The 13301-nt window shown below is 55.5% G+C and carries 9 protein-coding genes; 1 reads left to right on the plus strand and 8 read right to left on the minus strand.

What is annotated here, in order from left to right; translation table 11 throughout:
• Positions 1-26 precede the first annotated feature (26 nt).
• Entirely contained in the window at positions 27-1175 is a 1149-nt protein-coding gene (gene ispG, locus VN12_RS12495; RefSeq protein ID WP_146677153.1) for a (E)-4-hydroxy-3-methylbut-2-enyl-diphosphate synthase, read from the plus strand.
• Positions 1176-2289: 1114 nt separating this feature from the next.
• On the opposite strand, the gene VN12_RS12500 is transcribed toward ispG, so the two are convergent.
• The 8 genes from VN12_RS12500 to VN12_RS12535 all read right to left on the minus strand — a co-directional run bounded on the left by VN12_RS12500 (position 2290) and on the right by VN12_RS12535 (position 13230).
• A complete protein-coding gene (locus tag VN12_RS12500) occupies positions 2290-3906 on the minus strand; it encodes a permease (RefSeq protein WP_146677154.1) in 1617 nt (538 codons plus the stop codon).
• A gap of 85 nt (positions 3907-3991) precedes the next feature.
• Complete coding sequence (locus VN12_RS12505; RefSeq protein WP_146677155.1) at positions 3992-4462, minus strand: hypothetical protein; 471 nt, start codon at positions 4460-4462, stop codon at positions 3992-3994.
• A complete protein-coding gene (locus VN12_RS12510; protein WP_409994279.1) occupies positions 4459-5370 on the minus strand; it encodes an AAA family ATPase in 912 nt (303 codons plus the stop codon). Before VN12_RS12510 ends, VN12_RS12505 begins: the two co-directional genes overlap by 4 nt.
• Positions 5371-5407: 37 nt before the next feature.
• Positions 5408-7909: a transglutaminase-like domain-containing protein gene (locus VN12_RS12515; RefSeq protein ID WP_146677157.1), complete on the minus strand. Its 2502-nt coding sequence runs from the start codon at positions 7907-7909 to the stop codon at positions 5408-5410.
• A complete protein-coding gene (locus VN12_RS12520) occupies positions 7890-9209 on the minus strand; it encodes a DUF58 domain-containing protein (protein WP_168164365.1) in 1320 nt (439 codons plus the stop codon). The genes VN12_RS12515 and VN12_RS12520 overlap by 20 nt, the downstream gene beginning before the upstream one ends.
• 163 nt (positions 9210-9372) lie before the next feature.
• Entirely contained in the window at positions 9373-9888 is a 516-nt protein-coding gene (locus VN12_RS12525) for a hypothetical protein (RefSeq protein ID WP_146677159.1), read from the minus strand.
• A gap of 94 nt (positions 9889-9982) precedes the next feature.
• Positions 9983-11398, minus strand: coding sequence for an RsmB/NOP family class I SAM-dependent RNA methyltransferase (locus tag VN12_RS12530; RefSeq protein ID WP_168164366.1), 1416 nt, complete (start codon positions 11396-11398; stop codon positions 9983-9985).
• A complete protein-coding gene (locus VN12_RS12535; protein WP_168164367.1) occupies positions 11395-13230 on the minus strand; it encodes a tetratricopeptide repeat protein in 1836 nt (611 codons plus the stop codon). Before VN12_RS12535 ends, VN12_RS12530 begins: the two co-directional genes overlap by 4 nt.
• Positions 13231-13301: the final 71 nt, after the last annotated feature.

A 13301-nucleotide genomic window follows, 5' to 3' on the forward strand; every position in this document is an offset into this window, starting at 1 on the left:
GGCACCGAAAACACTTGAGAAAGCTCATGGAAATCCAACGCAATCCCACACGTTCCGTAAAAATTGGCTCGATCTACGTCGGTGCGGAGCATCCCATTGCGGTGCAGAGTATGACCGCGACCCACACCACCGATATCGACGCCACGGTAGCCTTGGTAAACGACCTTTACCGCGCCGGCGCCCACGTGGTCCGCATCGCGGTCGACTCGGACAAGGACGCTGCGGCATTGGCCGAAATTCGCAAACAGACGGAAGCCAACTTGTCCGTCGACTTGCAAGAGAATTATCGGTTGGTCGAGAAGGTAGCACCGCACGTCGACAAGGTTCGGTACAACCCAGGGCACTTGTACCATCACGAACGGACTCGGCCGTGGCAGGACAAAGTGAAGTATCTTGCCGAGGTCGCAGCAGCGAACGACTGCGCCCTGCGAGTTGGAGTGAATTGCGGGAGCGTCGACCCAGCTCAAAAGAAGAAGTTCGACGAATCGGATTCCATCGGTCCGATGCTCGCGTCGGCGTTTGAGCATTGTGAGCTCCTTGATTCCATTGGGTTCACGCGATATGTCGTATCGTTGAAGGATAGCGATCCGACGAAAGTGGTGGAGGTGAATCGTCGATTCGCGGAAGCGCGTCCTGACATTCCGTTGCACCTGGGGGTTACGGAAGCGGGCCTTCCACCGGATGGGATTATCAAGACCCGGATTGCGTTTGAGCAGCTTTTAGGTCGGGGCATAGGAGACACGTTGCGAGTCAGTCTGACGGTCCCCAATTCCAAGAAGTCGATGGAGATTGAAGCGGGGATGCAGATCATCGACGACATCCGCAACGGTCGGCTTCGCTCGGTCGTCGCGTTGGATCCGTCGAAGCTCAATATCATCTCATGTCCCAGTTGTTCGCGTGTCGAGAATGAAGCGTTTGTAGAGTTAGCGCAAGACGTGAAGGCGATGACCGAGTACGCCAAGGACTATGCGATCACGATCGCCGTCATGGGGTGTCGCGTGAATGGCCCAGGAGAGACCGACGACGCCGATCTTGGGTTGTGGTGTGGTCCCAACAGGGTAAACCTCAAGAAAGGAGGCGAGGCCTTAGGATCGTTTCCTTACGACGAGATCTTGAGCAAGTTAAAAGAAGAGCTCGACAAGTTAATCGTGGAAAAAACGTCCTCGCCAATCTGAATGAAGGAACCACGGAACACACGGAAGACACGGAAAAAGGCGCAGTCAGAGTGAAGCCTCCCCTTCTGTGTTTTCGGTGTATTCCGTGGTGAAATAAATCAACCTAGATGCGTGATCGATCCTAAAAGGATCCAAGGAAACGAACGTTCAACATGTCGATCTATTGTCCTAAACAGATCTGGAGCCATTAACGCATCGCGCAAGGTAAAAATGTTTCGGCAAGGGTGCGTTGCAAAAGCTTGGGGGAGGGGGTGATTCCGGCGTATGGAGTGGCGGAGGCGCGATTCCCGTAAAAGCTTTGGCAAGACGAGCGAGCACTCGCGTTGACGAGCGATCCTGAAAGGATCCAAGCTTGTAGCCGGGGGTTGAGCGCGAGCGACCACCCCGGTCACGACCACAACCTCTTCTATCCCGATGGGATTACAGAGTCATCTTGCATCCCGTCGGGATGCATACACCTTGGGACACACACCGGGGGTGTCGCTTGCGCTCAACCCCCGGCTAATGGCTCAAGTCCTTTCATGACAAACGAAACGAACGTTCGACATGTCGATCTGTTGTCCTCAACAAATCTGCAGCGATTGACGCATCGCGCAAGGTAAGAATGTTTCGGCAAGGGTGCGTTGCAAAAGCTTGGGGGAGGGGGTGATTCCGGCGTATGGAGTGGCGGAGGCGCGATTCCCGTAAAAGCTTTGGCAAGGCGAGCGATCCTGAAAGGATCCAAGCTTGTAGCCGGGGGTTGAGCGCGAGCGACACCCCCGGTCACGACCCACACCCTCTTCTATCCCGAAGGGATTACAGAGCCATCTTGCATCCCGTCGGGATGCATACACCTTGGGAAACACACCGGGGGTGTCGCTTGCGCTCAACCCCCGGCTAATGGCTCAAGTCCTTTCAGGACAAACGAAACGAACGTTCGACATGTCGATCTGTTGTCCTCAACAGATCTGCAGCGATTGACGCATCGCGCAAGGTAAGAACGTTTCGGCAACCGTGCGTTGCGGAAGCATTCCGAGGGAGAGGGGGATTGGTTGATAGAGAGGTGGTCTAGCGCGCAGAACGGTCGAGTACGAACGTTCGGCGTGTCGATCTGTTGTACTCAACAGATGAAGTCTTAAGGCCATTCGGGTTGGCGGAAGGCTTTTACCAAACGGCCGCCGTTTTGGCTGATCGCGTATCGCAATTCGTCGATCTCCTTGCGATGCTCTTCCATGTCCTGCAAGTCGATCGTCGGCGCCCTCAACTCTTCACCTGGATTGCTCTTCGTCACTTCAACAAGATGCTCGGTGGCATGCTCGAGCAGTTCCAGCTTCTTCCGAAGTAAAAACGTCTGCATCCGCTGATAAGGACGCAACTCGTAATGCCGCATCGCATATCCTACCTCGAGCTTGCGCGACCACTCTTCCAAAATCGGGATCCAATGCAACACCCGCTCGTAATCCTTGCTCGCAACTCCACTCAATAGCTCCACCCGCGCCAATCGCATCTCCTCGAGTACCTCCTCTGGCGCTGGATAGTATGCATAACACCCCACAATACTAAACGCAAAGAGACCGGCCACGCCCGTCATCCCCACCACCACAGGAGGAACGTCACGATCCAATCCTCCGCGAGCATGACTCTGTACCCGGCTAGGCAACGACTCCAAAAATCGGTCCATAGATGGCTTACAAGGTCCTCCTACCACCCAGCCTCCAACGGCCATCGCCGCCAAGATTCCAAGTCCCAGGGCATCAAATAACCCAATCGTCTTGCGAAACTCCTCTCGCAATCTCGCTATCCCGATCGGTTCGCCCGAATGGAGCGGGTTGGTGTAGATATCGAACGCATGCGTATGCCCCGCCGGCTCGACCCCCGGTGGAATCAATGGCCTCTCGATCGCATACGCACATCCCACAACGACTATCATCAGGACACCGAACCAAATGGCGGTCGAACGCCAGCTATAGTTTTTCCCAATCCAAACCAGCGTCGCGAGATTCATGCCAGTCCCCAGCAGTAGTAAACAGAATGCTGCACCTGGAGAATTACCGTGATCGAACATCATCCCCAGCTGACTCATCGTCAACATGGGAGGCGCATAGACTGGAATCGAAACGATCGCCATCATCAAGGGAGCCATGGGATCCAATTGCTCTACCGAGCTTTGCAGTGCTCCATGCGGCAAAACCGCACCCAACAAAAACAATCCGGAAATGGCAATCAACGCGTAAAGCCCCGACGGACCGAATAGCTCTCTCACCATGTGGATCGCACACGCCCCCAGTCGCCCTAACCCCACCGGGAGATCGGACTCATGGAGCTGAGGACTTTTCCAAGTCGTAAAGCGATCCCAAACCGTTCCCAAAATCGTAACCACCGCGAGCGATCCAAACGCGAATCCGAGAATGACAGATGGCCTCGACAGCGTTAACCCGTAAAGCAATGAAAGAGGGTTGAAAAGCGGAGCGGACAATGCAAATGCGGTTATCGCTCCCGGACGCAACCCCATCCGCTTCATCTCTCGCAAGATCGGAATCACTCCGATCGAACAAACCGGCAGGAGCATGCCGATCAACCAAGATTGAGCCAGCGAACGCAATCCGTCCCCGCCAAATAAACGCCTTGTACCCTCCGGCCCGACATAATACCGAAGCAACGCCGCAACAAAGAGTCCGACAACCAATGTGGTCGATGCCGCCGCGACTCCTTGGATCGCCCGAACGAGCCCACCTAGTATCACGATATCCATCCCTCAACCCTCGCCCTATGCTAGTCTCGAAATTTTCCTATCCATTCCATCTGCAATGCACTCCCAGCGCAGCACGCACGAATCGCTAATCACTGGCTGGAGACGGCTCAGGTGCATCCAATTGCTTTTTGATCTTGCGCAACTCTACATCGGACTCTCGAAGGAGCGTCGCCAAGCGGTCAAAGTCGTCTTGGTAGGCAACGATCTCCACATCGCTCTTCTCCAAATGTCGTCGAAGCGTTTCGCATGTCCGATAGATCGGTACCCACAACTCCTCCGGCAAATCGGTGTCGCCGGCTATTTCCGGAACCCACCCGACAATCTCGACCAATTCACTGCGGGTCTCGGTACCGCGATGCGTCGACTTTAACGCCTCAGTCCGCTGCTCGATCTTCGAAATGGCGTCTTGAAAGTCCGCGGGCCAATGGGCTGGAATCTCATGTTCCAACTCGTGAAGCGATTCCTTCTCTCCACCACATCCAATCCAGAGCACGAAGAGGCAGGGAAGCCAGCGCGCTTTCCGCGTGACGAACGTCTCAAAAAGATGGGTGTTCATCGGTAATCGGGAACCTTGGTCTTTGAAAGAATAGAATCGATAATCGAGTCGACCGGTTGACCGCGTGTAATCAAACGAACGCCCAAAACTGGATGCGCGACCGATTGAATATCATCGGGAACTACGAAATCTCGCCCTTGCAGGACAGCCCATGCCTTGGCAATTTGCTGCCAGATCAACATGCCACGTGGACTGACTCCGAGCCGAATGGCATCATGCTGCCGGGTCGCTTCAGACAACGTAACGAGATACTCCTGCAACTCGGTTGTGATGCGGCACTGGTCGACAACCCTTTGCAGATCGCGGAGGGATTGAATTGACAAGGGGCTATCAGGCAATGTGTGGTCGCGGTTCTTCGATTGATTGAGAATTGCAAGCTGAGCCGCACGATCGGGGTAGCCTATCTCTAGCTTCATCGCGAAACGATCGAGCTGGGCTTCAGGCAACGGATACGCCCCATGGCTATCGATCGGATTCTGCGTCGCAATCACAAAGAATGATTCGGCGAGAGATCTCGAAACGCCATCGATCGTGACTTGTCTTTCCGCCATCGCTTCGAATAACGAACTCTGGGTGCGCGGTGTGGTGCGATTGATTTCGTCAGCTAGCAGAATATCGGAGAAGACGGGACCGCTGTGAAACTCAAACTCGCGAGTCTTCTGATTGAAAAGATTGAATCCCGTCACGTCGCTCGGGAGCAAATCCGGTGTGCACTGGATACGAGCAAACCTCGCTCCGAAACATTCAGCGATCGCTTTCGCCAGCGTCGTCTTTCCTAAGCCAGGCAAATCATCCAGCAGCAAATGGCCGCCAGCTATCAAACACGCAATCACGAGCTCGATTTTTTCTTCTTTACCTAACAAGACATGATTCAATCGTGTCCGCAATCGGGACAATGCGATGCTCATATCCACAACCGTACCTTCAGTGATCGTCATCCCCTCATCATCCTATCGTTTTGCGAAATGCAGTTTGAATGCGTCGTGTCGTAAGCCGAGTCCAAAGGGTTTGCAGTGCCTGTCGCTCGTAGCGATCCATAGTCGACGCCCCGCCGAAGCAAATACGATCCGATGCTCGAAAGAACTGAGTGAGCGCACTGCCCAGGCCCTCTCTCATCGAACTCAATTCCCGAAAGTGGGCCTTCGGCACCGTCCCATGGCGACGAGGATGTCCTGCCAGCCAAGCTCGCGTATCCAAAAGCCAAGCCGTCCATTCGATGCGAGCACGATCTCGTAACAACGGAAGGAACGGTGATAAAACCAGAATTGCAGCCTCGAACACCATGCTTCGAGATACATAGATCAAAGAACCCAACAAACCCGTTGCCAACAGGCCGTACAGGATCCACCATCGGGCTTGATAGAGGCGGTACCGAAGGCTCGCTGTATACGAAGGCTCGTGGTAACCGGGGGTCGGTTCCAACGGAATCCAATAGCCATGCCCAGCGTGTATCTCGAGCCAAACATGGACATCGTTCGGCAGAATTGCAATGTCCTTCTCCGCTCCAAAAACGTTTTTGGAGCGAGCGTAGAAGCCCGTAACCAATCGCGTCTCATACCCCAAATGCTCGAGCATCAGAGCGGTCGCTGTCGGAAAAAGATAGCTTGGTCCATGACCATTTTTCAAGAACCGATCCAAGGCCGAGGAAGAGATGTCCGAGACGGATCCTTTTTCCGTCTCTGTCCCCAAACGGAAATTCTCTCGCACCCCCTGAACAACACCTTGCACCTGATTCCAGCCGCGAGGATTTCGGCCTGCGTAGCGATGCGCCAAGCGGTGGATCGTCGACTTGCATTCCACGGGGAGATAGGTATGGGAGCGTCCTGGTGCACAGTTCTCGAGAAGGTCTTCTACGCGTTCCAAGTCGATCCAGCTATGGATCAATCGGACAATCGTATAGTCCGGGACATGCTCTCGCCCGGGCATCGATAAGCAATCGTCCATGCCGTAATGAAAGAAGTCGGCTCGCGTGATATCGTCGATGCACCAAAGTTGTGTCCCTGATCGCGTAGGGATCACAGGAGAGCCGTAGCGTGTGAATCGGATCGCTTCGGGGACCGCGCCTACAAATGGACTGATGGAACTCTCCATCCTCTTGGTACCGGGTGCAAACCAAAGCTGACCATCGATCTCGACCTCCTTGGGCTCGACGCGGACTCCGTTGCGTTCGGTTGAAAGACTCGATTGCCAAACTTCCCCATCGAAGCGATCCAATCGTTCGACAGCTAGGTGGCTGTTCGCAGCCCCTTGCCAAAACATCACAGCATTGGATGCGATGTCTTCGGTTTTCGATCGTTGGTCGGGTACCTTTCGCTCGATGCTAAACTCACCACCCTTCGGGGATTGATTCGCTTCCGAAACATTCCCCTCTTGGTCTTGAATTTCGTTCGGGTTGAGTGCTTGTGTCTGTTCGACGCGATCCTTCTTTTTGACATCGCCGAATTCGTCGCTGAACAAATCAAAGAGACTGGGTTTGTCCGAATCCAAAAACAGATCGGTGTCGACTGCGCCGAAGGACGATGGGCGACTGCGGGCGGCGACCAGTTGATCTCCATTCCCTATTCCGCGCTGGGCTGAGGAGTCCTTTCCGCTCGTACCGCCACTAGTGGGCATGACCTCCGCTCGCAGCTTGCGAAGGACCGGAATACGATCAGCGATCAAGATCGCGCCCGTTCCGAAGGCGATGCAACCCAAGGATAGAAATGCCAGTCGCTGCCCCCAGCCGAATTGGATGTCGTAGGCTGCACTCTGTTCCACTTTCTCCCAATGGTTCGAGACCAACCACCACAAACAAACCGCTCCCCATGCGTAAGCAAACCAAGTTGTTGTAAGGTCGTCGCTGATAAACGTGGTGAACAGCGTTAGAAATCCGCTGCAAACGACCGAGAGCCCAAGCATTCGGGTTGTCGTGGCCATCAAACTACAAGCCACCGCACCCCATAACAAACTGCTCAACATCACAATCTCAATGCCATTCCCATAACCGAGTCCCCGCGCGACTGGGTCGACTACCCACGGCATCACGACAGCGAACGTGACAAGGGCAGTCACTCCCTTTCTGTACCATTGCCAATGCGAGTCGGTCGACTGCTTCGTATCCAGCGAAGCACTGCGACACCATTCCCCTTGCGAATAACGACTCGCCAGTTTCTTGCGAATCCATACCGCCACCGCCAGCAAGCTTCCTCCAAGCACGGACTCGAGCACCATAATCCATGGGCTCTCGTACTCCCAGCGGCGCAAGGCGAGTATCCATATCGCGATCAACGCCATCAGCACGACGCTGGCCCGACGCCCCTTTATTTGGTTTGATTGCAAGTCGCCGCGATCCTTGGATCGGCGTCGTACAAACTCCGTTTTGTTTGGCTTCGAGGAACCTTCTGCTCGCGACCCAAGCTCGCGATCTCCACTTGGGTGCAAAGTCTGGTCATGCTGAGCAAGATTCACGACTCACCTCCATCAGAATGTGGTTAAACTGGCTCGCAATATCTTCGTCCAGATGGATGGTGCGCGTCTGGAATGCATCGACCGAGCGAAGCCCGGCGCAGCCTTGTTCTATTCGCACGTGGACCTGATGCGCACTGAGCGGCAATCCGTCCTCTCCCACAGCCGTGATGTTCCATCGATTGGCAATGCCAGGCTGTGGCGGCTTGGGCGAACGCGAGCCTTCTTTCCCATCACTGTCATCCACCGGAATTTCCGCGAGGAGGTCGAGACACCTTTCTCGAGCGTGAGAGCCCGTCGCAATCGATCGTTGCATACCATCGATGAACAACCGAAAAGGAACGTGATGGGCGACCAAGACATCGACCAAGCTAGCTGCAATGCGAACTCGCCATGCTAAATTCTCACGCCGATCCTCCTTGCCCCCGAGCGATGGCCCTGTCTCGATTCGCAGCTCCAACGTTTCGCGTTGCGGTCCTCCCCGTTCGCACACGATCCATTGATCCATCCGAGCGGATTGAACCCAGTGAATGCTCTTGAGGGAATCGCCGTGTCGAAAATCCCGAACGCCCAAAAAGTCGCCCGACGTACTAACGCGCTGCCCGAATCCGGAATCTGCCCGCTTGTCGCCGGTGACCTCCACGTCCCCTTGGACCGGAATCGCCATCGGCCAAACCGTGACTGGCTGCACGTTTTGGATTTCTCTTCGAGCGGTCCAAATACCGAATGGGAAGGAGCATGCTACGCGAGGCGTTCCCTTCGGATACCTTCCTCGGTATTCCGGAACATAAGGCACGCGGTACGATGCCTTGCTCCAAGCGGGAACACGAGCCAGGCCGACACGGTTGGGAGACGTTGCCCCCTCCTCGATCGCGCCATCGCCCTCGTCCCATCCTTCGATCATCAACCCCATCACTGGCAAAGGGAGTCGATTGGTGATCTTCAAGATCAAACTGCTCGCATCCGCCTCGCGAACCTCGGTGCATTGAGGTGCTAATTCACAGCGAATCGATCGAGTCGCGATCCAGGGAAACCCGAGACCCAATATCAGAACGGCAACGAGCCCCATCGCAACCGTCCACCCGAGCGGGCTCAGAAAAGCACCGACGAGAACACTGCAAACGGTTGCGAGAACAAACCAGCCCACAGGCTCTTTGAGCCAGTACACGTATCGATTCAAGCCAGGGCAGAAATCGTAGTTCGCCCATTGAGACCAATCCCATCCTCGAAGCTTGCTCGCTCGCATCGCGATATACCCAGCCCCGCTTGGCCTCTTCTTACCCAGTCGAGGGGGAAGAACCATAGCGTTAGAAAAAACCATCGATCTGAAAAGTCCAGAGTACGATGCCCTAGCAGCCGAAGCGAGCGTCTCCTAGGCGTGCCAACAGTATGGTATGCACACTGGCAGGGCACCATCCACCGATGGACTCATGCTGGAAACAATCTTGAGAAGCGACTCGCGCGACCTAAGAGCAGGTGGCGATGGCGGGAGGGGCGCGCGTGCGGAGCAGAGAAAAGGAGAGACAATCGGCCGAGTCCGCACGGAAGTCGATCGTGAAGAGATAATTCGCAAAGCCATCCAATGCGATGGACGCCGCTACGACTTGGCTCTGGGCTTGATGCAAACAGATGGCACAAAGCCCGCAATCCTCCGATACCCCTGACCATCCATCGCCAAGTCTGTTGGCATCGGAGTCCGACCGCGACGGATGAAGGTTCTCGAACCGATGCTCGTGTGTCTCGGCACCTTTTCGATAGGGGGATTCGCGATGGCAGCAGCAGTGGTTCGCTGTCGTCTTACCCGAGCTAGCGCTAGCTTCGTGACAATCTCCATGGGAATCCGACGGAGCGCACGTGTTCCCTGCGCCTGGCGCATCGACGTGCGAGCAAGAACGATCGTGATGGTGCCAATGCGGCCCAATCGCAGAGGGTACTCCATAAATAAGGAGGACCAAGATCGTTAGAAAGCGGTTTGAAAACACAAACAAGGCCCTAGAAGATTCCGAATCGTCTCCGTTCCACTCTATTCGTCTTGGGAAGGGCCGTCAACGATGCAGTGGAAATCTTGTTGGTGAACTACGAGGGATCCTCGATCGAGTTCATCACCGCCCAGGTGGGCAAGTGATTATTCCAGCGATTGCTCACTCCCTTTACCCAGCCCATGGGGCAATTCCGCCAGCGGGCCACCCGCCATCCGTCTCCTTCGGCCTCCACCCGCCTCGCGACAGAGCCAGCGCCAGCATCCAGGTCGGGCGAGTCACCTCGAAGCGGAACCACTTCCCCTCGCAGATAGACGCTTGCCCGGTCCGAATCTAGCTCGACCCATTGTTTTGGCTGGAACCAGGTGGGACGCAACATGGCCAAGGCATGCGAGGGTAACCAACGCGTCCCTTTTCGAAACGCGGCGGTCATCGGTGTTCCCAACCAATGAAAACGGTCCAGCAGTCGCCAAACATCAGGAGAAGCCAACGACAGCTCGCCATTCCAAAGCCGAAACTCCAAGTCTCCCGATAGGTCTCCCACAGGGGCGATGGACTGAAGCAGGTCGCGCTCTTCCTTGGGATGACCTCGAAGCCCCTTACCTTTGGCAAATCGCTTTCCTCCGCCGCTGCTCCCCTCCTCCTCCCATTCCGGTGCGGAGTCTTTCAATACTAGCCCACCTGCAAAGCCTCCTGCGCATCGGTCGCGGTGGGGCCAGAGGCGATAGCACCCCTTCGCGAGAGGAGATTGCCACGCACCAAGCCCTTGCGATTCGATCGGTTCGAATCTGTCTGGCCAGTTCGTTGCCAGTCTTGAAATCTGCTCTTCGTCTTCCTCTAGGGCAAAGGTGCAAGTCGAGTAGATCAACCTCCCCCCGGGTTTCAACATACGGACCGCAGCATCGAGGATTCGGTTTTGACGCTTGGCACTATGTAGGATTTGTTTTTGCGACCAAGCGCTTTCGTCTCGTTTGTCGCGCGCGACCAGCATCTGTCCGCTGCAAGGGGCGTCGACAAGGACAGCATCGAAGCGCCCCGACAAGGCCTGGGACAGATCCTCGGGATCTTGATTGGCGACGATGTAGTTGGCGTGTCCCGTTCGAGCCAGCATGTAGTGGAGTGAATCCAGCCTGCTGCGTATTGTCTCATTGGCGACGAGCACGCCGATCCCCTGCATCGCTTCGAGAATCGCGGATGCCTTCCCACCCGGTGCGGCACAAAGATCCAAAATCCATTCGCCGGGTTTGGGATCGAGCAGGGCGACGGGCAAAAGGGAGCCAGCGTCTTGGATGTAATAGTCCGCGATGCCGTAATTCAAAAAGGTCGCGGGTCGCATTTGGGAGTCGCGGAGCCATCGGCCACGTGCGTACCAAGGGACTGGTTCGGTCTCGAACGGTAGTCCTTCCCCGATTCGGTCATCGCGTACTCGAATCGCGCGCGACGGACAGAGTTGCCGAGCGCTATGAAACAATTCGTGCTCGCCCTGGGGGAGCACTGGGGCCAATTCGATCAAGTTCCCGTTCCCGAGGGGAGTGGAATAGCTGCTTTCGGCTTCGCTTCGGACTTCACTTCCGGCTTAGCTTCTTGCTTTTCTCGCCAAGGTTTCTTGTCGCGGTAACTCTTCAGCTCTTCCTCCAGTTGCTCAAGCTGTTCGTTCCCATCTTTGCGCCCGAGTTCGACTGCTTTCTCGGAGAACTCGATCGCCTTTTCGAAGTTGCCTTGTTCGGCGTAGGCTGCAGCTAGGGTGCTGAGGATGTGAGCTTGGCTGTACTTGGTGAGCTCGCAGGCTTGGAGGCCGAGTTCGAGCGATCGGTTGCCATCGCGTACGTCGTCGAGAGGGCTGGTTGCGAGAAGCCAGGACAGATTGTTGAGCAATGAAGAACGAATTTCGCTGCTCACCGCCTCGGGCATCAGATTGAGGGCCTTTTCGTAGGCGATCACGGCGTCCGCATGCTCACCTTGGCTCAATAGAATCTCCCCTTGCAACCGATGAGCTTGCCAGTTGGCATCGTTAGCCTGAATGACTTGATCCAGGATGCGGAGGGCTTGGCTGTGTCGGTTGCTTTGCCAAAAGACCAAACCAAGTTTCATGAGCAACTCTTCGCGTTGCGGCGTCCCGGCAGGAACGCGCGCGATCAAGGATCGGTAGTCGCTTATCGCAGCGTCAAACTCTTCCGTCGCAGCAGCGATGTCGGCGCGAAGCAGAATCGCATCCGCATTTTGCTCGTCGAGGTCCAAGATCGCTTGGATGTCTTTTTTCGCCCCCTCCATGTTGTCCATTTCCACCGACAATCGAGCCCGCAGGAGCATCGACGGAATATTGTCTTTGGCAAGTTCCAGAGATGCGTCGAGATCCGCTTTGGCAAGCTCTTTATTTCCCGCGACTTGATGGAGCAGCGATCGCTGTCGGAGCAATCCCGCTTTCACTTCATCGCTGGTGCTCTGGTCGATGGATTGCGTGCTGAATGCCATCGCCTCCTCGGACTTGCCAAGTCTCAGAAGGACGCTGATCTTGCTTAGCAAAAACTCCAAAGCATCGGGGTTGTACTCCAAAGCCATATCGAGAACAGCGAGGAGTCTGTCGAACTTTTGTTGGCTTTCCAACAGTGCAAGGAGTTGTTTGACGATGTTGGGGTCGGCAGGATTGGTTTCGACTGCCTTTTCCATATCGGCAACTTGCGACGCGGGCTCATCCTGAAGGGTTGCGCGAGTGATATAGAGTTTGGCTAGATTCTCGCGAAACGCGGCGCTCTTGGCGTTCCGTTCCAATCGGGGCTCCATTTCGGCGATCCCGGCATTGATCACATCCAGTGCCTCACCAAATTCTTGGCGATCGCGAAGGATCGCTACCTTGATCAAGTACGATTCTACTAACCCGGGATCCAGTTCGATGGAGCGAGTAAGATCGTCGAGAAGCTCTCCAAGCAATTTGCTCACGGTCGCGCGATTGCGTGGGCCCTGCATCAATTGACGCATCGAAATTTCAACGCGTTGCTTGTAGGCGGATGCGAGGAATACCTTGGCAGATTCTTCGCTGCCAGCGCTCAATCCCTTTTTGATCGCCGAGTCGATCAGTTCGATGACTTCGTTCAATTGTTCCAATGTTTGAACGTTGAGACGAAGTTGGATGGCTTTATCAAAATCCGCCTCCCCTGGCTTTTGCTCGGGAATGACGACTTGCGGTGGCTTTTTCGTTTCCGTTTCCTGGCCGATCACCGTGGCGTGCGACGAGAGCAGCATGGCTGGCGGGAACCACAGGCCGATTGCTAGAAGGGCCGCGAATCGCGTGCGCGCAATCGGACGAGACGTGATTGCATCGGGAATGGTTCGGAGGGATCGTTGCATGGTGGGTCTATCTCTAGCGATTCGATTGTTCGATCGAGCGGAGGGGGACGATGCCGTGGTCATCTTTCACT

The sequence above is a fragment of the Pirellula sp. SH-Sr6A genome (assembly GCF_001610875.1).
In the GTDB taxonomy this organism is placed as follows: Bacteria; Planctomycetota; Planctomycetia; order Pirellulales; family Pirellulaceae; genus JBKCUI01.